We start from the raw sequence: 21,391 nt of genomic DNA, 5'->3' as shown, positions 1-21,391 counted from the left end.
AAAAATCAAGGAAGCGCCGAACGACACCAGCCTCGATCCACTGGATGCCCAGAATGCACTGACGGCGGTAATCGACTATGACGGCATGCTGGTCGGCGACAAGATCATCGTCCGCTGGACCGGCGCCGCCGGAACGCCGGCTGCCGGTTCGCACACCACCGAGCCATGGCCCGTCACCACCGTCGGCCCGCAGGAAATACCGCTGGCCGTCTCGGTGCTCGCCTTCAACCTCGCCAAGTCAATCACCCTGGATTACTCCGTGACACGCGGCACTCAGGAACCGAAAGACTCGCAGACGCGTACGTTGGCGGTGTTACCAATTGCCCAGAGCCATTTACCCAAGCCGCTGATCATGCAAGCATCCGAAGCAGGCGAAGGGAGCGAGTTGGACGTCAGCCAATTGACCTCGAACGCCACCCTTCGCGTGAACAGCTATCCCCTTATCGCGCTGAAACAATATGTCTGGCTCAAAGCGAAAGGGACTTTAAAAAGCGGGGGTGACTACTCAAGAACGTTCTGGCAACCGCCGACTTCGCAGACCAATTCGACGTGGATCAACCAGGGTTTTTACACTCACGGCTTTCCGCTGGCGGACTTGCAAAGCCTGGAAGATGGCAGTGACCTGGAACTGGAATTCAAGGCAGCCTTTGGCGGCAGTCAAGTCGAGAGCGAGGCCGTGACGTTTGCTTTACGTACTTACAAGATCAAGGCCTATGAAAACATAGTGCCGACCCTGGACTCGGTAAAAGGCTCACCAAGTGGTGCGGATATTCCAAACGGCGGCACTACGGTCGAAACCGCTGTGACGCTGAGCGGTGTAGCAGCCAAAGGACAGAAAATCGATGTGCTGGACGGCACTACCTCAAAAGGTCAACCGACCGCCGACCCGCTAACAGGCATCTGGACATTGCTTGTTGCCGCACTGACTGTTGCCGAGCACAGTTTCACTGCCAAAGCGCTGTACGGTTCGGGACAAACCTCTGCGGCGAGGACCTTTACCGTAACAGCTGCCACTGCACCCACCATCACTTCGGCGAAAGGCTCGCCAAGCGGCGCCGATATCCCCAACGGCGGCATCACGGTCGAGACCGCTGTAACCCTGAGCGGTGTCGCGGCCAAAGGACAGAAAGTCGATGTGCTGGATGGCACTACTTCCAAAGGTCAACCGATTGCCGACCCGGTAACAGGCGTCTGGACGTTGCTCGTTTCCGCACTGACTGTTGCTCCGCACAGTTTCACCGCCAAAGCGCTGTACGGCTCGGGACAAACATCTGTGGCCTGGACGTTGACCGTGACGACTGCGACTGCGCCTACCATCACTTCGGCGAAAGGCTCACCGAGTGGCGCTGATATTCCCAACGGCGGCATCACGGTCGAGACCGCTGTAACCCTGAGCGGTGTCGCGGCCAAAGGACATAAAGTCGATGTGCTGGATGGCACTACTTCCAAAGGTCAACCGATTGCCGACCAGGTAACAGGCGTCTGGACATTGTTTGTTTCTGCGTTGAGCGAGACGATGCACAGCTTTACCGCCAAAGCACTTTATGGGGCCGGACAAAGCTCAGAGGCGAGGACGCTTACAATACGAGCGGTCGATATCATCATTGACAACTTTGGCTCATCCTCGTTTCGGGACGGCGAGATCCGAGACGTGGGGAGTGCAACCATTACATATAATGTAATTAGCGGAACTCCGCCCCCCGCATATGTTATTGGCGAATTAACGCTCACAAACAGATTTTACTATAACGAACATGGACAGCACAAACTAGTGTTTGATTTAAAATCACAAGCTCGCAAAACGATAACAGTTATTCTAAAGAGCTACAAAGTTCAAGATTACGTTACGGAAGTTATTGGTAGCTTAAATTTCATCGGGCCGCAGGGCATGTTTCATTCCCAACCCATACGCAGCGATGCAGCGGAATACGTCAGCATTGAGTACACCATGCCGAGCGCTCAACCGTATACCAGCTTTGAAATAGTTCAGTTACCTGCATCCAAGCCTCCTCTCGGAGTTGTATACATAGTCATAAAGAAAATAACATGCAGTAATTAGATTCAGGAGAAGGGCCGACTCGACCACTACCTCTGCCCACCCGGCTCTACTCCACCGCCGTAGAGCCCCCGCGCCATGTACGCCGTCACCGCCGACACCAAAAACGAAGACCTGCTGGCCAACGCCTGCGAAACCCTCGCCTCCGCGAAAACCATCGCCCAGGAATTCGCCGGGCTGGTAAAGCCATCGCAGCGGCGGACGCTGATGGGGATTGCGCAGTTGATCATGCTCGGCGAACTGGCTGTGAATCGGGTGCTGGATAATCCGGAGTTGCCGCAGTAACGCTGCGTCACGATGATCGTTCCCAGCTCCGTGTGGGAACGATAAGCGCAGTATTCGGCTATTGCGCAGTCAGCATCTGTTTGGCCGTGATAGTGCCGAACGCCAATTGATTGCGATCAACATACTTCACACCTCGAAGCACCGATTGGCCTTCAACCTCGACGAAATCCTCGTTCATGTACATGAGCACGACTTTGGTCAAAGGTGCAGTGACATCAGGAGCGGCGAGGTCACTTTGCAACAGGTTCAACGCCCAATGAAACTGTAAGAGGGGTAAATCTGCTATTCTGATCGTTCGACTTTCATCCACCAGTCGCAAATCCCTGCTTGCAGTGATACGCAACTTTTGCCCGAACACCTCAAACGCAGGCTTGCTGTAGCGCACCGCCAACTCCACACCCGTGGCCCATTGATCCATGTAATAACGTGGCGAGGTGAACAGTTCGAACAAGTCCATTTTGTTGCGAATATTTCCTGCGCTATCGAATAGGTAGTTATAAGAATAGTGGTACGCCAAGCCGTCAAGTTCAGGCCTGATGGCGTTAACCGGGTTGTTCAGGTAATCAGGGATATAAACGTTAGCCATCTGCACGAAGTGAGTGAAATCCAGATCGAGGTCAAAGCTCACCGTGTAACGTATGGATCGCTCCTTTGGGTTTTCCTCCAACTGCCCTGAAACGTAGTCCAGCGTCATTCCTTCAAGTTTTTTATAGATTCGCTCTGCCATGATCTTCGTCTCTGCGCTCAGGGATTATTCCCGAGTGCATAGCAACGCGGCTGGGGAGCGGCGTCTACTGTCAGAGTTGACAGGTTCCGAGACTTTCCAGACAAGCGGTAACCATCAGGAATCCCGACGCAAATCCGGCGGAATAGGCAGATCATCCTTAAGCGGATCCGGCCGTTTGCCCTTGCCTGCCTGGTGCTGGCGGATCTGGTAGACGTAGGCCAATACCTGCGCCACCGCCAGATACAGCCCGCCAGGAATTTCCTGCTCAAGCTCAGTTGAGTAATAGATCGAGCGCGCCAACGCAGGCGACTCGAGCAGCATGACGTTGTTGGCCACTGCGATTTCGCGGATTTTCAGAGCGATGAAGTCGCTGCCCTTGGCCAGCAGCACCGGCGCGCCGCCCTTCTCCGAGTCGTATTTGAGCGCGACCGCGTAGTGGGTCGGGTTGGTGATGACCACGTCGGCTTCGGGGATTGCGGCCATCATGCGGCGCTGGGACATCTCGCGCTGGGTCTGGCGGATGCGTTGTTTGACCTCCGGGCGGCCTTCCTGGTCCTTGTGTTCGTCGCGCACTTCCTGCTTGGTCATCAGCAGTTTCTTGTGCGCTTCCCAGAGCTGCACCGGCACGTCGACGGCGGCGATGATGATCAGGCCGCAGGCCAGCCAGAGGGTGCTCCAGCCCACCAGCAACACGCTGTGGATGATCGCCATGTCCAGTGGTTCGTGGGCAATGCGCAGAAAATCATCGACGTCGGCGGACAGCACCACCAGCGCCACGCCCAGGGTAATCAGAAATTTCGCAAGGGCCTTGAGCAGCTCGACCACAGCCTTGAACGAAAACATGCGCTTGATGCCGGCTGCCGGATTCATCCGGCTGAACTTCGGCGCCAGCGACTTTGCGGCAAACAGCCAGCCACCGAGAGAGATCGGTCCGATGATGGCGGCGAGCAACAGCGTGATCATTACCGGCTGAATCGCCAGCAAGGCGATCAGGCCCGACTCCAGCAAAAATCGGCCCATGGCGCCCTGATCCATGACCACTTCGCGCGACAGGGTGAAGTTCAGGCGCATCACGTCCATCATTTCTTGCGCGAGCATGCCGCCGAAGATCAGCAGCGCAGAGGCACCGGCCATCATCACAGCCAGAGTGTTGAGCTCTTTGGAGCGGGCAATCTCACCCTTCTCACGGGAGTCCTTTTTGCGTTTCTCCGTGGGGTCTTCTGTTTTGTCCTGACCGCTCTCGCTCTCTGCCATGACTCAGCGCGCCCGTGCCAGTTCGCGTAGCAACTGCAAGGCCTCGCTGGCCAAGGGTTGATACTGGTTGAGAATGTCCGCAAGCCCCACCCAGACGATGAACAGGCCGAGCACCATGGTCAGTGGGAAACCGATCGAGAAGATGTTCAGTTGCGGCGCAGCGCGTGTCATCACGCCGAAGGCGATGTTGACTACCAGCAGTGCGGTGATCGCCGGCAACACCAGCAGCAAGGCGGCGCCGAGTACCCAGCCGAGTTTGCCCGCCAGTTCCCAGTAATGCGCAACCATCAAACCGCCACCGACCGGCAGCGTGGTGAAGCTTTCAGTCAGGACTTCGAATACCACCAGATGGCCGTTCATTGACAGGAACAGCAGCGTCACCAGCATGGTGAAAAACTGCCCGATCACCGCCACCGAAACGCCGTTGGTAGGATCGATCATCGAGGCGAAGCCCATGCCCATCTGCACCGCGACAATCTGCCCGGCGACGGCGAAGGCCTGGAAGAACAATTGCAGGGAAAAGCCGAGCACGGCGCCGACCAGAATCTGCTCGCCGATCAGCAGCAAGCCGCTGAGATCCAGCGGGCTGACGGCGGGCATCGGCGGCAGCGCCGGGGTGATGACCACGGTGATCGCGACGGCGAAATACAGACGCACGCGCCGCGGAATCAGGGTGGTGCCGAACACCGGCATGACCATCAGCATCGAGGCGACGCGAAACAGCGGCAACATGAACGACGCCACCCAGGTGCTGATCTGGGTGTCGGTCAGCTGAAGCAGCGACTGCATGGCTTAGCCGATGACCATCGGAATGTTTTTGTACAGCTGGATGATGTATTCCATGAACGTCTGCACGATCCACGGACCGCCAATGATCAGGGTCACCAACATCACCAGCAGACGCGGCAGGAAGCTCAGGGTCTGTTCGTTGATCTGCGTGGCGGCCTGGAACATCGACACCAGCAGGCCGACCAGCAGGCTCGGCACCACCAAGATTGCAACCATCATGGTGGTCAGCCACAGGGCTTCACGAAAGATATCGACCGCGACTTCCGGCGTCATGGCGAAACACCTCCAAAACTGCTGGCCAGAGTACCGATGATCAGCGCCCAGCCATCGACCAGCACGAACAGCATGATCTTGAACGGCAGCGAGATGATCAGCGGCGAGAGCATCATCATACCCATGGCCATCAGCACGCTCGCCACGACTAGGTCGATGATCAGGAACGGAATGAAGATCATGAAGCCGATCTGGAAGGCGGTTTTAAGCTCGGAGGTCACGAACGCCGGTACCAGAATGGTCAGCGGCGCCTGATCTGGGCTGGCGATGTCGGTGCGCTTGGACAGGCGCATGAACAGCTCCAGATCGCTGGTGCGGGTCTGGGCGAGCATGAAGTCCTTGATCGGCACCTGAGCCTTTTCCACCGCTTGCTGGGCGGTGAGGGTTTCCGCCAGATACGGTTGCAGCGCGTCGTTGTTCACCCGGTCGAATACCGGCGCCATGATGAACAGCGTCAGGAACAGCGCCATGCCGGTGAGGATCTGGTTCGACGGCGTCTGTTGCAGGCCGAGGGCCTGACGCAGGATCGAGAAGACGATGATGATCCGCGTGAAGCTGGTCATCAGGATGACCGCCGCTGGAATAAAGCTCAGCGCGGTCATGATCAGCAGGATCTGCAGACTGACCGAATATTCCTGCGCGCCGTCGGCATTGGTGCCCAGCGTGATCGCCGGGATCGACAACGGATCGGCGGCGAACGCCAGCGGCGCGGCCAGCAACAGGAGCAGCGTCAAGACGATGCGGAGCGCACCCATTACTTCGTATCCTTTTGGTCCTTGCCAAGAATCTTCAGCAGATGCTGAGCAAATTCCGGCGTCGCTTTTTCACTGGCGGTGGGGACTTCGACCGGCTCTTTGAGCACATGCAGCGCGGTGATGGTGCCGGGGCTGAGGCCGAGCAGAATCTGCTCGTTGCCGACCTGCACCAGCATCAAGCGGTCACGCGGACCGAGCGCGCGTGAGCCGATCAGCTCGATTACCTGACCCTTGCCCGCTGGCCCCGCCTGCTGCACGCGGCGCAACAGCCAGGCGAGGAAGAAGATCAAGCCCAGCACCAGCAGCAAACCGAACACCAGTTGCGTCAACTGACCGGCCACGCCGCTGTTGACCATCGGCGCGGTGGCGGCAGGCGCGGCAGTGGTTGCGCTCGGCTCGGCAGCCAGCACGCTCAACGGCCATGCCAGCAGCACCCAGAGAAACCTTTTCACTCAGCGCAGCTTCTTGATGCGTTCGCTTGGGCTGATCACGTCGGTCAGGCGGATGCCGAACTTCTCGTTGACCACCACTACTTCGCCGTGGGCGATCAAGGTGCCGTTGACCAGCACGTCGAGCGGCTCACCGGCCAGACGATCAAGCTCGATCACCGAACCCTGGTTGAGTTGCAGCAGGTTGCGGATGTTGATGTCGGTGCTGCCGACTTCCATGGAGATCGACACTGGAATGTCGAGGATCACGTCCAGGTTCGGACCGTCGAGGGTCACCGGATCGTTGTTCTTCGGCACGCTGCCGAACTCTTCCATCGGCAGACGGTTGGAGCTGGAAGTGCCGGCGTCGGCAGCCAGCAGTGCATCGATGTCAGCCTGGCCGGCATCACCGGTTTCTTCCAGGGCCGCAGCCCATTCATCGGCGAGTGCCTGGTCGTCCTGCGCGTTCATATCGTCGTTCATCATGTGTCCTCGGCGGGCAACAATTCGGTTAAATACGGGGGTGAAAAGCGCCGCCTCAGCGACGCTCGATCGGCTCGATCACTTGCAACGCGAGGTTGCCTTTGTGCGAGCCCATCTTGACCTTGAAGGCCGGCACGCCGTTGGCGCGCATGATCATGTCTTCCGGCATCTCGACCGGGATCACATCGCCCGGCTGCATGTGCAGGATGTCGCGCAGCTTCAACTGGCGGCGGGCCACGGTGGCACCGATCGGCACGTCGACATCGAGCACGTCCTGGCGCAGGGCATTGACCCAGCGCTCGTCCTGATCGTCGAGGTCGGACTGGAAACCGGCGTCGAGCATTTCCCGCACCGGCTCGATCATCGAGTACGGCATGGTCACGTGCAGATCGCCCCCACCGCCATCGAGTTCGATGTGGAAGGTGGAGACCACAATCGCTTCGCTCGGGCCGACGATGTTGGCCATGGCCGGGTTCACTTCCGAGTTGATGTACTCGAAATTGACTTCCATGATCGCCTGCCAGGCTTCTTTCAGATCGACGAAGGCCTGCTCGAGCACCATGCGCACCACGCGCAGTTCGGTCGGGGTGAATTCACGCCCTTCGATCTTGGCGTGACGGCCGTCGCCGCCGAAGAAGTTGTCCACCAGTTTGAACACCAGTTTGGCGTCGAGGATGAACAGCGCAGTGCCGCGCAGCGGTTTGATCTTGACCAGGTTGAGGCTGGTCGGCACGTACAGCGAGTGCACGTATTCGCCGAACTTCATCACCTGCACGCCACCGACAGCCACGTCCGCCGAGCGGCGCAGCATGTTGAACATGCTGATGCGGGTGTAGCGGGCAAAGCGCTCGTTGATCATTTCCAGCGTCGGCATGCGTCCACGGACGATGCGATCCTGGCTGGTCAGGTCGTAGCTTTTGACACTGCCGGGTTCGGCAGCATTATCGGTCTGTACCAGACCATCATCGACGCCATGCAAGAGCGCATCGATTTCATCCTGGGACAGCAGATCCTGCACGGCCATGTCGTGTTCCTACTGCAGTACGAAATTAGTGAAAAGCAACTGTTCGATGACCACTTTGCCCAGTTCTTTCTGCGCCACTTCCTGGACGCTGGCGGTGGCCTTCTGGCGCAACATCTCCTGGCCGACCGGGGTCGCCAGTGTGGCGAAATCCTGACCGGAGAAGAGCATCACCAGGTTGTTGCGGATAACCGGCATGTGCACTTTGAGCGCGTCCAGATCGGCCTGATTACGCGCCAGCATGGTGATGCTCACCTGCATGTAGCGCTGACGGCCGTTCTGGTTGTAGTTGGCAACGAAGGCCGGCGCCATCGGCTCGAAAATCGCCGCCTGCTTGCCGACCGGCGCTGCTTCAGCGGCCTCGGCAGGCTTGCTTTGCGCGCCGTGCATGAAGAACCAGGTCGCCCCGACGGATGCACCAATGGCCACCAGCAACGCCAGCACGATCACGATGATCAGCTTGAGTTTGCCTTTGGTTGCGGGGTCTTTTACTGCTGCAGCTTCGCTCTTCGCCATGCCAATAATCCGTCACTAATCGGGGGTTTCACAGTCGCACGGCAAGGCAAGAGCAAGTGTTATGCCAGAAGTGTCAGCGCGTCATCTGAACGGCGCCATAAACAAATGTGGGAGCGAGCCTGCTCGCGAAAGCAATGTGTCAGTCAACATATAGGTTGAATATCACATCGTATTCGCGAGCAGGCTCGCTCCCACATTGGGTATTGCGTTGCGTCAGGCGTAATAGTCGACCGCGCTGCTGCCAATGACGCTGGTAGTCTGCGCCGCCACTTCAGCGACAGTAGCGGGTGCCAATTCCTCATCCGCCGAATCCAGGCGTCCGCCGGCAGCGCTGGTCCGGCCACTCTGCCCCTGCTGCGCCTGCTCCTGGCCTTGCTGCCCCTGCCAGCCACCGTTCTGGTCGGCGACGTTGACGTCGACCTGGCCCATGCCCTGCTGGTTGAACATGTCGCGCAGGCGGTGCATCTGGCTGTCGAGCGCTTCACGCACGCTCGGATGCGCGCTCATGAAGGTGACCTGGGTCTGCTGATCGGGAACCATGTTCACGCGGATATCCAGACGCCCCAGCTCCGCCGGCTGCAACTGAATGTCGGCGGCCTTCAGGTTGACGCTGGACAGGTACATGACGCGGTTGACCACTTCTTCGGTCCAGCCACTCTGGTGCATGGCGATCGGCTGATTCACCGGCAGCGCATTCGCGGTTTTCGGCGTAGCGGCCTGGGTCAGTGCCGCGAGACGGTTGGCGAAGTCGTCGACACGGGTGTCGCTGGTGGCGGACTTCAGATCCTTCAGGCCATCGTCGATCAGCCCGCTAAAAGCTTGTTCGCCGCCTTGGCTGGTGCTGTCCTTGTCGGCCTGCACGTCGAGCATGCTGGCCATGCCGGCGGCAAAGTTCTGCGCGGCGGTCAATTCGCCGTCAGCCTGAGCTTGAGCAGGCGTGGCTTTCGGTTGCGCCTGGCTGGCGGCGGAAATATGCCCGCCCTGCTCCATCGCCATGCGCACGGCCGGCAGCGAATCGAGCGGGTCGGCTGTCGGATCAAATTCGCTGTCGGTGGCCGCCGGATCTTTGACCATGCCCGACACGACCGCCAGTGCAGGCGCTTCGGTTTCCGGCTGGGCTGGCGTGGTGACTGTTGGTGCTTGCACCACAGGCGCTGCCACCAACGGCTGAACGACTTGCGCCAAGGCCGGATCAAGGGCCGGGTTTACTGGCGCGGCATCAGCCACAGGGGTTTGTACGGTTTCAGCGGTGTCATCGGCAGTGGCAGTCGCGTCGTCGCTCGTCGCCGCTTTGTCGGCAGGCAACGCTTTGCCGCTATCGGCAACAGCTGGCTCGGGCGCGGCAGACTGATCTTTGCCGATATCCTTTTTGCCGCTGCTGTCTGCGACCTTATCGCGTGCCGGCTTGACTGAGTTGTCGGCGCTCACGGCAGGCTTGGCCGGCGCCTGATCGGCAAACACTCTGGCGAAGCTGGAGGCCTTGTCCCCGGCGTCTGCGGCCATTGCCGACGATTTGGCAGAGGCGGCTTGCGCCTTGGCCTGAGCGGCGGTCTGAAGAAGAATGTTGGGGGTCGCAGGCATGACACGGTCTCCGCTGCACTGGGATCGTAGGTACAGTTGAGCAAGATAACTGCAAGTGCCGGGCCAGTTTGGCCAGACACTTGCGAAAAGCGCCGGGCGGCAGCTTCAGTGGATGTGGGCGTGGTGCTTTTCGCTTTCGTACACCGGGCGTACTTCGGCGAATTCGGAATGGATATCGGCCACCAGTTGAGCGAGCGCTTCCGGACTTTTGTCCTTGGCATTCGACTCAAGGTCCTGGCACAACTCAGCCAGTCGAACCGCGCCCATGTTGCTCGCGCTGCCCTTGAAGCTATGGGCTACATCGGAAAGCGCTTTGACGCTGGTGCTGTCCTGCAACTCGTGCAGGCGGCTTTGCGAATCTGCCAGAAAAGTCTCCAGCAATTCCGTATAGCCGTCCTCCATCACCTCGCGCAAAGTATCGAGGACTTCGCGATCAATATGTGTGTCTGTCACTTGCTCACTCCTTGATCAAGAATGGGCGGATTATGCCTCAATCTCCCAGAAAAACTCCACGCTGGCACTACGACCCTGGTCTGACCAACTGGCGTTGCGCCCCAGTTGCCGGACCAGACCGATGCCGCGTCCCGACAAGCGGACGTTATCCACGGGCCGCTCCATGACCCGCGCCACATCAAAGCCCTTGCCGCTGTCCTCGACGCGAATGACCAGCCGCCCGCCCTCGCCTTGCGGCTGGACCTGCAGATGCACGCGCACGAAACCGTCTTGCAGCGCCTCCAGCCGCGCCGCGCGCATTTCATAGTAGCGGGCGAAACCTGCCGCATCGCGTTTAAGGCTGGAGTCCAGCCCGAGCACGCCGTGCTCCAGGCCATTGGAATACAACTCGGCGAGCACGCTGTACAGCGCCCCGCTTTGCGCGCGCAACCCATGCACCTCAAGCAGCAACTGCAAGAGGAACGGCAACGGATTGAAGCGCCTGAGCGTGGCGCCGCGAAATTCGAAACTGGCCGACCAGTCCAGCGGGCACGACTGGCCGCTGTCGGAATACACCGGCGCCGCGCCGTGGGTCTGCGCCGACTCAAGCAGACTGACTTCGACCATGCTCACATCGTCGCGGGCCAGCCCGCGAAAATCGCGCAGTGCCTGTTCGATATCCTCGAACAACCGATCCGGCTCGCGGTTCGCCGCAAACACCTGCTGCAAGCGTTCGACGCCGAACAACTGGTCATTGGCATCGCAGGTATCGATTACCCCGTCCGATAACAGAAACACCCGATCATCGACGGCCATCGGATAGACATCCGTACGGTCATCGAAGGCCTGCGCGCTGAGAATCCCCAGGGGCAAATGCCGCGCCGGCAACGGCACGCGTTCGCCACCGGCCATGCGGTGCAAGTAACCGTCGGGCATGCCGCCGTTCCACACCTCCACCGAACGGCTCTGGAAACTCAGACTGAGCAAGGTAGCGCAGCAGAACATGTCCACCGGCAGGATGCGTTTGAGCTTGGCGTTCATCTCGCGCAGGGTTTCGGCCAGGCCATAGCCCTTGGCGGTCATCCCATAAAACACTTCGGCCAGCGGCATCGCCCCCACCGCTGCCGGCAAACCATGCCCGGTGAAATCGCCGAGCATGACGTGCATGTCACCGGCCGGCGTGTACGCCGCCAGCAACAGATCGCCGTTGAACAGCGCGTAAGGCGATTGCAGGTATCGGATGTTCGGCGCACTCAGGCAACCGGAATGCGCGACCTTGTCGAACACCGCTTTGGCCACGCGTTGTTCGTTGAGCAGATAGTCGTGATGTCTGGCGATCAGATCGCGCTGCTGCAGGACAGTCGCCTGAAGGCGGCGCAAGCGATCCATCGCCTTGATTTTGGCGGCGAGTATCACTTGGTTGTACGGCTTCGCCAGAAAATCGTCACCGCCCGCCTCCAGACACCGGGCCAGCGCTTCACTCTCGGTCAGCGAGGTGAGGAAGATGATAGGCACCAATGCTTCACCCGCCAGTGCCTTGATCTGCCGCGCCGCTTCGAAGCCGTCCATCACCGGCATCAGCGCGTCCATCAACACCAGATCGGGCTGCTGCTCTTTGAACGTTTCGACCGCTTCGGCACCATTGGCCGCCGTCAGCACCTGATGGCCCTGACGGCGGACGATGGTCGACAGCAGCAGCCGGTCGGCGGCGCTGTCTTCGGCGATAAGAATGGTCAGCGGCTCTTGCGCCTGCATGGGCGTCAACTGATGTCGAAGAGTTTGTCGAAGTTGGAAATCGCGAGGATTTTCTTCACATCGGAGCTGCTGTTGACGACACGGATATCCGACTCGTCGCCACCGGCGTGATCACGCAGCAGAAGCAGCATGCCCAGCGCTGAGCTGTCGAGATAAGTGGCCTCTTTGAGGTCGACCACGATGGATTCGGGTTTGTGTGGGAGCCGTTCATACGACTCGCGAAATTCCTGATGGCGACCGAAATCGAACCGGCCTTTGACGGCGATGGTGAGCTTTTTCTGGTCTGGAGAGACTTCTGTAACGACTGACATTGACTGGCTTCCTTGTCATTGACGAACCTGTACAAGGTGTAGCACCTGGATAGGGTTGGGGCAAGGCTGGAAAAGCAGATCAAAAGATCGCAGCCTCCGGCAGCTCCTACATTTGAAAATGCATTCCCCTGTAGGAGCTGCCGAAGGCTGCGATCTTTTGATCTTTAAAAGGCATCACGCCGTGGCAAACGCTGTGACAGTTCATCGAGCAGCTTCTGCTCGCGCCTGTCTTCAAGGCGTTGCGCCTCATCACGATAGCGCTGCACCAGTTTGCGCAAACCCTCGACGCGGGCAAACGCCTGCTGCCACTCCTCACGCGCCTTGTCGAGTTTGTTCTGGTGCCAGACCAGGCTCTGCCGTTGCTGGTCGACGGCGGTGTCGAGTTGCGCGAGAAAACCCTGAAAGCCCAGCAGCCATTGCCCGGTCACGCCGGTGCTGCCGCGCACGATCCATTGCTGCGAGTAATCCAGACGAAAGGCATTGAGGTCGGCCAGTTTGCTTTCGGCAACTTTGACCTGGCCCTGAAAGTAGGCGAGGCGCTGCACGGCGGCTTTCTCGGCCTTTTCGGCCATGTCCACCACCGGTGCCAGGCGCGCGGCGCGGCTGACGGCCATGGCCGGTTACCCGCCCGCCGCAGGGGCGAACAGGGTTTCCAGATAGGCCTGACTTTCACCCAGATTTATTTTGTCGTTGAGGCCCTGGCGCTGATACCTGACCAGTTGTGGTTGCAGGGAAATCGCCAGATCGGTCTCGCGATCGCCACCGGCCACGTAGGCACCGACGCTGATCAAATCACGGCTCTGTTGATAGCGCGACCAAAGCTGCTTGAAATACTGCGCGCGCTGCATGTGATCCGGCGAAACCACCGCCGGCATCACCCGGCTGATCGACGCTTCGATGTCGATCGCCGGATAGTGGCCTTCCTCGGCCAGGCGCCGCGACAGGACGATGTGGCCGTCGAGCACGCCCCGCGCCGAGTCGGCAATCGGGTCCTGCTGGTCATCGCCTTCGGACAGTACGGTGTAGAACGCCGTGATCGAGCCACCGCCCTTCTCCGCGTTACCGGCGCGCTCCACCAGTTTCGGCAGTTTGGCGAACACCGAGGGCGGATAACCCTTGGTTGCTGGCGGCTCACCGATGGCCAGAGCGATTTCCCGCTGGGCCTGGGCGAAACGGGTCAGCGAGTCCATCAGCAGCAGAACGTTCTTGCCCTTGTCGCGGAAATACTCGGCGATGCGCGTGCAATACATTGCCGCGCGCATACGCATCAGCGGTGCGTCGTCTGCTGGCGAGGCGACCACTACCGAACGTTTAAGGCCTTCTTCACCGAGAATGTGTTCGATGAATTCCTTAACTTCGCGACCACGCTCACCGATCAGGCCGACGACGATGATGTCGGCCTCGGTGAAGCGGGTCATCATGCCCAACAGCACCGATTTACCGACACCGGTACCGGCGAACAGACCCAGACGCTGACCACGGCCGACCGTCAGCAAACCGTTGATGCAACGGATGCCGACGTCCAGCGGTACGCTGATCGGATCACGGTTGAGCGGGTTGATGGTCGGGCCATCCATCGGTACCCAGTCTTCGGCCTTCATGCCGCCCTTGCCGTCCAGCGCGCGGCCGGCGCCGTCGAGGACACGGCCAAGCATGCTCATGCCCATCGGCAAACGGCCGGTATCGGCCAGCGGCACCACGCGGGCGCCCGGGGCGATGCCGGCGACGCTGCCGACCGGCATCAGAAAGACTTTGCTGCCGGAAAAACCCATGACTTCCGCTTCCACCTGGGACGGGTGGTAGCTGTCGTCATTGATCACCATGCAACGGGTGCCCATGGCGGCGCGCAAGCCTTCGGCTTCGAGGGTCAGGCCGACCATGCGCAGCAGCCGACCTTCAAGGATCGGCGCGCCGGCAATCTCGGTGGCCTCGGCGTAGGTGCTCAGGCGCTTGGCGAAGCTGGTGCGTTCAAGGCGCATCGCTGGCGTCCGCGCTCGGCTCGTCAGAGTCGACAGCCACTGGGGTGTCTTCGGGGATTTCCAGACTCAAGTCCGGCGTTGCCGGGTGCAGGGCTTGCTCGTGCAATTGGTCGAACAGCTTGGCCATGACCTGGGTCACCCGCGATTCGACGCTCGCGTCGATGCGGCTGTGCTCGGTTTCAACCCGGCAGCCGCCCGGCAACAGCGACTCGTCTTCGACGATGCGCCAGCTTTCTTCGTGGCGTTCGCGCAGGGCTTTGACCTGGGCGAAATCCTGCGGATTGACGTACAGGCGCACGTTTTCCACGCCCAGCGGCAATAGCTTGAGGGCATCGCGCATGACGTGTTCGATCTGCGTTGAATCGATGGCCAGTTCGCGCTTGATCACCTGCTTGGTGATGTGTTGCACGAGGTCAACCAGCGACTTTTCAATCTGGGTGTCTTGCTCGGCGATCGGTTCGAACAGGTTGGCCATCAACAGCTCGAGGCTGGCGATTTTCGCCGCCAGCGCCGTTTCGGCTTCCTGACGCACCTTCAGCGTGGTGCTGTGAAAACCTTCTTTTTCGCCGATGGCGAAGCCCTCGTTGTAAGCCTCCTGACGGATACTTTCGAGTTCTTCCAGGGTCAGTGGCTGGACTTCTTCCAGCGGCACTTCTTCCATTTCCGGCGGTTCGGGCTCGGGTTCCGGCTCGGGTTCCGGTTTCGGCGGGTCGAAGCTGGGCAGCGCCCAGGATTCGAAACCACGAACATCGCGGGCGCGGATCAGATCCGTCACAGATTCGTCAGGCTTATCCATGGGCTTAGATCATTTCCTCGCCGCCCTTGCCACCCAGCACGATCTCGCCGGCTTCGGCCATACGACGGGCAATGGTGAGGATTTCCTTCTGCGCGGTTTCGACGTCGCTGACGCGCACCGGGCCTTTCGCCTCGAGGTCGTCGCGCAACAGTTCGGCGGCACGCTTGGACATGTTCTTGAAGATCTTTTCCTTGACGCCCTCGTCCGAGCCCTTGAGGGCCAGCACCAGCACATCGGAAGAGACTTCGCGCAACAGCGCCTGAATGCCACGGTCGTCGACGTCGGCAAGGTTGTTGAACACGAACATGAGGTCTTCGATCTGACCGGACAGGTCTTCGTCGACTTCGCGGATCGAGTCCATGAGCTGGCCTTCGATCGAGCTGTCGAGGAAGTTCATGATGTCGGCCGCACGCTTGATGCCACCCAGGGTGGTGCGCGAGGCGTTCGAGTTGCCGGAGAACTGTTTCTCGAGAATCTGGTTGAGTTCTTTCAAGGCTGCTGGTTGCACGGTGTTCAACGACGAAACGCGCAGGATGATGTCCAGACGCACTTTGTGGTCGAAGTTGCCGAGCACCTCACCGGCCTGATCCGGGTCGAGGTACGCGACCACGATCGCCTGGATCTGCGGGTGTTCGTAACGGATGACGTCAGCGACTGCGCGCGGCTCCATCCATTTCAGGCTGTCGAGGCCGCTGGTGTTGCCACCGAGCAGGATGCGGTCGATCAGGCCGTTGGCCTTGTCTTCGCCCAGGGCCTGGGTGAGCATCTTGCGCACGTAGTCGTCGGAACCGACGCCGAGGCTGGTCTGATCGCCGACGATGTCGACGAACTCGCTCATCACCTGCTCGACCTGTTCGCGATGGACGTTGCCCATCTGCGCCATGGCCACGCCGACGCGCTGAACCTCTTTGGGGCCCATGTGGCGCAGCACTTGCGCAGCATCGGTCGAACCTAGGGACAGCAGCAGAATCGCGGCTTTGTCGACCTTGGTCAGTTTGACGGTGGCGGCTCGGTTATCACTCATCTGCGTTAATCCACTCTTTCACGACCTGAGCCACGCGACCCGGGTCTTCAGCTACCAGACTCTTGATTGCATTCAGCTGCGCGTCATAACCCTCGCTCGGGCTCGGCAACAGAATGCTCTGCGGACCACCGAGGCTCACGCGGTCGTTGGCCAGTTCGCCGTCCAGGCCGCCCATGCCACCGAGTTCCACGTCGCTGCCCAGACCGGCCAGCTCCTTGCCTTTGCCACCGCCGGTGATGTTGTTGAGCACCGGACGCAGCACACCAAACACCAGTACGAGGATGAACAGCACACCCAGCACTTGTTTGACGATGTCCCAGAACCATGGCTGGGAGTAGAACGGAATATCGGCAATCACTTCGCCACGCTCGGCGGAGAACGGCATGTTGATCACGCTGACGCTGTCGCCACGGCTGGCGTCGAAACCGACGGCGTCCTGCACCAGACGAGTGAAGCGCGCCAATTCGTCGGCGCTCCACGGCGCACGGCTGGTTTCGCCGTTGGCCGGGTTGATCTTGACCTGATCGTCGACCACCACCGACACCGACAGGCGATTGAGACGGCCCTGCTGCTGCTTGGTGTGGCTGATCGAACGGTCGAGCTCGAAGTTCTTGGTGGATTGTTGACGCTTGTCCGCCGGGTACGGCGCGAGCATTGGCTGGCCAGTGGCCGGGTCCATGATCTGCTGACCGTTGGCGTCAACCAGTGGCTGACCCGGCTGGATCATCCCGGCCGGTGCGGCGGTGCCACCGGTGGTCTGCGGCGCCGAGGCAGGCGCCGGTGGCTGGTTGCTCAGGGCACCCGGCACACCTTGCGGACCATTGCTGGCGGTGCGTTGTTCGTTGACCGACTGCTCGCTGCGCAACGCCGGTTGGTCCGGGTTGAATTGCTCGGCAGTCGATTCGACGGCACTGAAATCGACGTCGGCCGAAACTTCAGCCTTGTAGCGATCGTTGCCCAGTACCGGTTGCAGAATGTTGTGCACGCGCTGGGTAAGCATGCTTTCCATGCGGCGGCTGTAATCGAACTGCTTGCCGGCCATGGTCATTTCCGAGTTCTCCGCCTGATCAGAGAGCAGGTTGCCCTTCTGATCGACGACGGTGATCTGCGATTTGCTCAACTCGGGCACGGAAGTCGCCACCAGGTTGATGATCGCCACCACCTGACCCGGCTCCAGCGAACGCCCGCTGTACAGCTCGACCAGTACCGAAGCGCTTGGCTTGCGCTCGTCACGGACGAACACCGAACTCTTCGGAATGGCCAGGTGCACGCGGGCACCCTTGACGTTGTTCAGGCTGGAGATGGTCCGCGCCAGTTCGCCTTCGAGGCCGCGACGATAACGGGTCGCTTCCATGAACTGGCTGGTGCCCAGACCCTGTTCCTTGTCAAGGATTTCGAAACCGATGTTGCCGTCGCTGGGAGTGACACCAGCAGCAGCGAGTTTCATCCGCGCACGGGACAGGTCGTCGGCCTTGACCAGCAAGGCGCCGGAATTGGGTTCTACGTTGTAAGGGATGTCAGCGGCGGCCAGGGTTTCCATGACCTGCTTGGCGTCCATGCCGGCAAGGCTGCCGTACAGTGGACGGTAATCCGGCTGCTGCGACCACAGCACCACGGCAAAGCCAATCGCCACGCTCGCAGCCAGACCGACCAACAGGCCGACCTGACGCAGCACGGTCATCTGGGAAAGGTTTTCCAGAAAGGACAGGCCGAACAGCGGCGGTTTGCCGTCGATCGGGGTGGCCTTGGCCGGAACGTTATCAGCGACTGCTTCTGCCATGACTTATTTCGCCCTTAAACCGGCATCTGCATGATGTCTTGGTAAGCCTGGACCAGCTTGTTGCGCACCTGGGTCAGAGCCTGGAACGACACGCTGGCTTTTTGCGACGCAATCATGACGTCGGTCAGGTCGACACCGCTCTTGCCGATCTCGAACGCGTTGGCCAGTTGAGTCGACGCCTGCTGGGTATCGCTGACTTTATTGATCGCCTGACCGAGCATGTCGGAAAAGCTGCTGCCCGCGATTTCAGGGACAGCGGCAGTCGATTTACGCGCAGACATGGCATCCACTTTCATGGCCTGCATGTCCATCATCAACCGATTAAATTCAATACCTTGGCTCATGGTCTACTCTCTTGGGCGGCCCGCAATTTTTTGACACTCACTCGGCGGGTACACAGGTATTAGCAACAAGGGTGCCAGCTAGTGGGCACCCTTCTGAGAAAAGCATCTGGAATGTTTTGCAGCATCGATCAGGTGGCGAACAGATAGCCTTCGACGTCCATCCCGGCGTCGCGCATTTGCGCGAGCTTGTAGCGCAGAGTTCGCGGGCTGATGCCGAGCTTTTCGGCAGCTTCCTTGCGGCGGCCACGCTCGGCGCGCAGGGTGTCGATGATCATCTGAAACTCCCGGCGGCGCAGGTCATCGCCCAGGGCGCCGGAGGAGTCCGCCTCGATTTCCACCTCGCGAATCACCGGTGCCGCGATCGGAAGCGGCGCAAATGTCACCGCACCGCTCAGGCAAAAATCCTGCGGCTGAATCAAGCCGCCCTGCTGCAGGATCAGCGCGCGCTGAATGGCGTTGTCCAGTTCACGTACATTGCCCGGCCACGGGTACGCGGTCAGACATGCTTGAGCTTCGGGGGACAGCTTCGCTGCTGCGTGCTTCATTTTATTGACGTGTTTGGCCAGCAACTTTTCCGCCAGCGGCAGGATATCGGCAGTGCGTTCGCGAAGTGGACGCCAAGCCAGAGGGAAAACCGACAAGCGGTAAAACAGGTCTTCGCGAAAACGCCCCGCCGCCACTTCACCGGCCAGATCGCGGTTGGTCGTGGCGACCACGCGAATATCCAGACTGATCGGCTTGCGCGCGCCCACTCGTTCCACTTCCCGTTCTTGCAGCACGCGCAATAGCTTTGCTTGCAGGCCGAGGGGCATTTCGGAAATTTCATCGAGCAGAATGGTGCCGCCGTCCGCCTGCTCGAACTTGCCGGCCTGCGAGGCGATGGCGCCGGTGAACGAGCCCTTCTCATGGCCGAACAGTGTTGCTTCGAGCATGTTGTCGGGAATCGCCGCGCAGTTGATCGCAATAAACGGCTGGCTCGCCCGTCGCGATTGCTGGTGAATGTAGCGCGCCAGCACTTCTTTACCGGTGCCGGACTCGCCGGAGATGAGGACAGTCGAATCACTGCGCGCAACCCGCGCCGCCAACTCAAGCAACTGCGCGCTGGCCGGTTCAACGGCGACGGGGCCTTCCGCTTCGCCAGCATCAATGCAGCCCAGCGCATGCCGCGCCACCAGATCGAGCAATGCCTTGGGCTCAAACGGCTTGACCAGATAATCCGCCGCGCCTTGGCGCATCGCATCGACCGCACGCTCGACGGCGCCGTGGGCGGTCATCAATAGCACCGGCAATTGCGGTTGGCCTGCGCGCAGCAACGCGAGCAACTGGTGGCCGTCCATACCCGGCATGTTGACGTCGCTGACCACCAGGCTGAAGGCTTGCTGCGCGACCGCCGTCAGTGCTTCTTCGGCGCTGCCGACGGCGTGATAGTCGTGGCCGGCGAGCAGCAGCGTATCGGCCAGCGCTTCGCGCAACGAACGGTCATCCTCGACCAGCAACACCTTAATGCCCATGACGTTTATTCAACTCCCTGTGCAGCGGAAAACAGTGGCAGGCTGACCTGCGCGCAGGTGCCGCGCCCGACTCGCGAGCGCAGGGTCAATTCTCCCTGATGCGCACGGGCCACCGCTTTGACCACGGTCAGGCCGAGGCCGGTGCCGGTGACTTTGGTAGTAAAAAAAGGCTCGCCGAGGCGCGCCAAAACTGTCGGCTCAATGCCGCTGCCGCTGTCGCTGACACACAGACGCAGGGTGTTGCCTCTGGTGTAGCAATGCACCTTCAGACGCGCTTCGCCGGCGCTGGCCTGAATGGCGTTTTCAATCAGATTCAGTAATGCCCCGACCAGTGTGTCGCGGTTGCACAGCAGCTCACCGGCATGGCTGTCGCACTGCCAGCGAATTGGCAAATCGTGCACATGGGTCAACGCCGCTGCCTGCAGCGATTGCATCAAGGCATTGGGCGAAATGCGGTCGGTCAGCGGCAATTCACCGCGAGCGAACACCAGCATGTCGCGCACTTGATGTTCGAGTTCGTGCAGACGCTCTTTCAGGCGGCCGGCAAAGCGTTGCTGGGTTTCCACCGGCAATTGCTGTTCAGTCAAATGACTGGCGTAGAGCAAAGCGGCGGACAGCGGAGTGCGAATCTGGTGGGCCAGAGACGCAACCATGCGCCCCAGCGACGACAAACGCTCATGCCGTGCCAGTTGATCCTGAAGATGCCGGGTTTCGGTCAAGTCGTTGAGCAGCACCAACTGCCCCGGCTCGGCATCCAGCGAGCGAGTGGAAATCGACAGACGTCGACCGTTTTTCAAGGAGATTTCGTGACCGTCGTCTTCACGGGGAGCGAAGCAGCGTGCGATCACATGGCGCCAGAGTTCGCCTTCGAGTGGCGAGCCGAGCAGATCGATGGCGGCCGGATTGGCTTCGCGTACCAAGCCGTGACCGTCGATGACGATGACGCCGCCGGGCAACAGGTCGAGAAGGTTTTGCAGGCGATTGGCCAAGCGTTCTTTTTCCGCCAGTTCCTGCATGCGTTGGGCGCTGACCACGGCCAGCTCACCCTTGAGTTCGGTGACCCGCGCTTCGAGCAGGCTGTAGGAATCGGTCAGCTGGCTCGACATCTGGTTGAACAGCTGGAAGGCCTGCTCAAGCCCCTGACGACTTGCCTGCTCTACGGACGAGGGTTGCCCCACGATATTGGAGGCAGAAGAGATCTGGGCGGCTTGGGGCATTGGGCTCTCTCGCTTGGCTGACCGTCAGTGAAACGGAACGTTGCGAGGGCTGTAGCAATACCCGTGCCTAAAAA

The 21,391-nt window shown here is 60.2% G+C and carries 21 protein-coding genes and 2 pseudogenes; 2 read left to right on the top strand and 21 right to left on the bottom strand.

The features are described from left to right. Together F8N49_RS27830 and F8N49_RS02025 are read left to right on the top strand one after the other, a co-directional pair. Positions 1-2,059 (top strand): annotated as a pseudogene (locus F8N49_RS27830) (hypothetical protein); the annotation flags it as partial. A gap of 18 nt (positions 2,060-2,077) precedes the next feature. Further along, positions 2,078-2,341 (top strand): annotated as a pseudogene (locus F8N49_RS02025) (DUF6124 family protein); the annotation flags it as partial. A 58-nt stretch (positions 2,342-2,399) separates the two neighbouring features. Here F8N49_RS02025 and F8N49_RS02020 read toward each other — a convergent pair. From F8N49_RS02020 to F8N49_RS01920, 21 genes are all read right to left on the bottom strand, one after another. Next, on the bottom strand, positions 2,400-3,068 hold the full coding sequence (locus F8N49_RS02020; RefSeq protein WP_071171449.1) for a hypothetical protein: 669 nt from the start codon (positions 3,066-3,068) through the stop codon (positions 2,400-2,402). A gap of 114 nt (positions 3,069-3,182) precedes the next feature. Then, a complete protein-coding gene (flhB, locus tag F8N49_RS02015; protein ID WP_071171448.1) occupies positions 3,183-4,322 on the bottom strand; it encodes a flagellar biosynthesis protein FlhB in 1,140 nt (379 codons plus the stop codon). A gap of 3 nt (positions 4,323-4,325) precedes the next feature. Then, positions 4,326-5,111 carry a flagellar biosynthetic protein FliR gene (fliR, locus tag F8N49_RS02010; RefSeq protein WP_071171447.1) on the bottom strand — a complete coding sequence of 262 codons (786 nt, stop codon included), beginning with the start codon at positions 5,109-5,111 and terminating at the stop codon, positions 4,326-4,328. Positions 5,112-5,114: 3 nt separating this feature from the next. Further along, entirely contained in the window at positions 5,115-5,384 is a 270-nt protein-coding gene (gene fliQ, locus F8N49_RS02005; RefSeq protein ID WP_016771067.1) for a flagellar biosynthesis protein FliQ, read from the bottom strand. After that, the gene (gene fliP / locus F8N49_RS02000) at positions 5,381-6,139 is read right to left on the bottom strand and encodes a flagellar type III secretion system pore protein FliP (RefSeq protein ID WP_071171446.1); all 759 of its coding nucleotides are present in this window, start codon (positions 6,137-6,139) and stop codon (positions 5,381-5,383) included. The genes fliQ and fliP overlap by 4 nt, the downstream gene beginning before the upstream one ends. Continuing rightward, positions 6,139-6,591, bottom strand: coding sequence for a flagellar biosynthetic protein FliO (gene fliO / locus F8N49_RS01995; protein WP_024012109.1), 453 nt, complete (start codon positions 6,589-6,591; stop codon positions 6,139-6,141). Before fliO ends, fliP begins: the two co-directional genes overlap by 1 nt. Then, positions 6,592-7,050 carry a flagellar motor switch protein FliN gene (gene fliN / locus F8N49_RS01990; protein ID WP_016771070.1) on the bottom strand — a complete coding sequence of 153 codons (459 nt, stop codon included), beginning with the start codon at positions 7,048-7,050 and terminating at the stop codon, positions 6,592-6,594. It lies immediately after the preceding gene. A 55-nt stretch (positions 7,051-7,105) separates the two neighbouring features. Next, entirely contained in the window at positions 7,106-8,074 is a 969-nt protein-coding gene (fliM, locus tag F8N49_RS01985) for a flagellar motor switch protein FliM (RefSeq protein WP_003222890.1), read from the bottom strand. 9 nt (positions 8,075-8,083) lie between these two features. Then, positions 8,084-8,587: a flagellar basal body-associated protein FliL gene (gene fliL, locus F8N49_RS01980; RefSeq protein WP_016771071.1), complete on the bottom strand. Its 504-nt coding sequence runs from the start codon at positions 8,585-8,587 to the stop codon at positions 8,084-8,086. 213 nt (positions 8,588-8,800) lie between these two features. Continuing rightward, on the bottom strand, positions 8,801-10,168 hold the full coding sequence (locus tag F8N49_RS01975; protein ID WP_151550689.1) for a flagellar hook-length control protein FliK: 1,368 nt from the start codon (positions 10,166-10,168) through the stop codon (positions 8,801-8,803). Positions 10,169-10,273: 105 nt separating this feature from the next. Next, entirely contained in the window at positions 10,274-10,621 is a 348-nt protein-coding gene (locus F8N49_RS01970) for an Hpt domain-containing protein (protein WP_151550688.1), read from the bottom strand. Between the two features lie 30 nt (positions 10,622-10,651). Continuing rightward, on the bottom strand, positions 10,652-12,355 hold the full coding sequence (locus F8N49_RS01965; protein ID WP_151550687.1) for a fused response regulator/phosphatase: 1,704 nt from the start codon (positions 12,353-12,355) through the stop codon (positions 10,652-10,654). Between the two features lie 5 nt (positions 12,356-12,360). Continuing rightward, positions 12,361-12,666: an STAS domain-containing protein gene (locus F8N49_RS01960; RefSeq protein ID WP_016771075.1), complete on the bottom strand. Its 306-nt coding sequence runs from the start codon at positions 12,664-12,666 to the stop codon at positions 12,361-12,363. Positions 12,667-12,830: 164 nt separating this feature from the next. Further along, the gene (gene fliJ, locus F8N49_RS01955; protein WP_122747427.1) at positions 12,831-13,280 is read right to left on the bottom strand and encodes a flagellar export protein FliJ; all 450 of its coding nucleotides are present in this window, start codon (positions 13,278-13,280) and stop codon (positions 12,831-12,833) included. Positions 13,281-13,286: 6 nt separating this feature from the next. Further along, positions 13,287-14,645 (bottom strand): flagellar protein export ATPase FliI, encoded by a 1,359-nt coding sequence (gene fliI, locus F8N49_RS01950; RefSeq protein ID WP_016771077.1) that lies wholly within the window; start codon positions 14,643-14,645, stop codon positions 13,287-13,289. After that, a complete protein-coding gene (gene fliH, locus F8N49_RS01945; protein WP_151550686.1) occupies positions 14,635-15,441 on the bottom strand; it encodes a flagellar assembly protein FliH in 807 nt (268 codons plus the stop codon). The genes fliI and fliH overlap by 11 nt, the downstream gene beginning before the upstream one ends. 4 nt (positions 15,442-15,445) lie before the next feature. Next, entirely contained in the window at positions 15,446-16,465 is a 1,020-nt protein-coding gene (gene fliG / locus F8N49_RS01940; protein ID WP_016771079.1) for a flagellar motor switch protein FliG, read from the bottom strand. Then, positions 16,458-18,245, bottom strand: a complete 1,788-nt coding sequence (gene fliF, locus F8N49_RS01935) for a flagellar basal-body MS-ring/collar protein FliF (RefSeq protein ID WP_071171439.1) — start codon at positions 18,243-18,245, stop codon at positions 16,458-16,460. Before fliF ends, fliG begins: the two co-directional genes overlap by 8 nt. A gap of 14 nt (positions 18,246-18,259) precedes the next feature. Beyond that, positions 18,260-18,589 (bottom strand): flagellar hook-basal body complex protein FliE, encoded by a 330-nt coding sequence (gene fliE, locus F8N49_RS01930; RefSeq protein WP_016771081.1) that lies wholly within the window; start codon positions 18,587-18,589, stop codon positions 18,260-18,262. Positions 18,590-18,717: 128 nt separating this feature from the next. Continuing rightward, positions 18,718-20,100 (bottom strand): sigma-54 dependent transcriptional regulator, encoded by a 1,383-nt coding sequence (locus F8N49_RS01925; protein ID WP_151550685.1) that lies wholly within the window; start codon positions 20,098-20,100, stop codon positions 18,718-18,720. Positions 20,101-20,105: 5 nt separating this feature from the next. After that, a complete protein-coding gene (locus F8N49_RS01920; RefSeq protein WP_122505929.1) occupies positions 20,106-21,317 on the bottom strand; it encodes a PAS domain-containing sensor histidine kinase in 1,212 nt (403 codons plus the stop codon). Positions 21,318-21,391: the final 74 nt, after the last annotated feature.

The organism is Pseudomonas sp. GXM4 (assembly GCF_008923895.1).
In the GTDB taxonomy this organism is placed as follows: domain Bacteria; phylum Pseudomonadota; class Gammaproteobacteria; order Pseudomonadales; family Pseudomonadaceae; genus Aquipseudomonas; species Aquipseudomonas atacamensis.
This window is presented reverse-complemented; position numbering and strand designations above follow the sequence as displayed.

Bases quoted from the DNA above. Each gene is read 5' to 3' on its own strand.
- F8N49_RS01975 (WP_151550689.1), bottom strand. From the start codon at position 10,168: ATGCCTGCGACCCCCAACATTCTTCTTCAGACCGCCGCTCAGGCCAAG.
- F8N49_RS01920 (WP_122505929.1), bottom strand. From the start codon at position 21,317: ATGCCCCAAGCCGCCCAGATCTCTTCTGCCTCCAATATCGTGGGGCAA.
- fliE (WP_016771081.1), bottom strand. From the start codon at position 18,589: ATGAGCCAAGGTATTGAATTTAATCGGTTGATGATGGACATGCAGGCC.
- flhB (WP_071171448.1), bottom strand. From the start codon at position 4,322: ATGGCAGAGAGCGAGAGCGGTCAGGACAAAACAGAAGACCCCACGGAG.
- F8N49_RS01965 (WP_151550687.1), bottom strand. From the start codon at position 12,355: ATGCAGGCGCAAGAGCCGCTGACCATTCTTATCGCCGAAGACAGCGCC.
- fliP (WP_071171446.1), bottom strand. From the start codon at position 6,139: ATGGGTGCGCTCCGCATCGTCTTGACGCTGCTCCTGTTGCTGGCCGCG.
- fliI (WP_016771077.1), bottom strand. From the start codon at position 14,645: ATGCGCCTTGAACGCACCAGCTTCGCCAAGCGCCTGAGCACCTACGCC.
- fliR (WP_071171447.1), bottom strand. From the start codon at position 5,111: ATGCAGTCGCTGCTTCAGCTGACCGACACCCAGATCAGCACCTGGGTG.
- fliG (WP_016771079.1), bottom strand. From the start codon at position 16,465: ATGAGTGATAACCGAGCCGCCACCGTCAAACTGACCAAGGTCGACAAA.
- fliJ (WP_122747427.1), bottom strand. From the start codon at position 13,280: ATGGCCGTCAGCCGCGCCGCGCGCCTGGCACCGGTGGTGGACATGGCC.
- fliL (WP_016771071.1), bottom strand. From the start codon at position 8,587: ATGGCGAAGAGCGAAGCTGCAGCAGTAAAAGACCCCGCAACCAAAGGC.
- fliH (WP_151550686.1), bottom strand. From the start codon at position 15,441: ATGGATAAGCCTGACGAATCTGTGACGGATCTGATCCGCGCCCGCGAT.
- fliQ (WP_016771067.1), bottom strand. From the start codon at position 5,384: ATGACGCCGGAAGTCGCGGTCGATATCTTTCGTGAAGCCCTGTGGCTG.
- F8N49_RS01925 (WP_151550685.1), bottom strand. From the start codon at position 20,100: ATGGGCATTAAGGTGTTGCTGGTCGAGGATGACCGTTCGTTGCGCGAA.
- F8N49_RS01960 (WP_016771075.1), bottom strand. From the start codon at position 12,666: ATGTCAGTCGTTACAGAAGTCTCTCCAGACCAGAAAAAGCTCACCATC.
- F8N49_RS02020 (WP_071171449.1), bottom strand. From the start codon at position 3,068: ATGGCAGAGCGAATCTATAAAAAACTTGAAGGAATGACGCTGGACTAC.
- fliF (WP_071171439.1), bottom strand. From the start codon at position 18,245: ATGGCAGAAGCAGTCGCTGATAACGTTCCGGCCAAGGCCACCCCGATC.
- fliM (WP_003222890.1), bottom strand. From the start codon at position 8,074: ATGGCCGTGCAGGATCTGCTGTCCCAGGATGAAATCGATGCGCTCTTG.
- fliN (WP_016771070.1), bottom strand. From the start codon at position 7,050: ATGAACGACGATATGAACGCGCAGGACGACCAGGCACTCGCCGATGAA.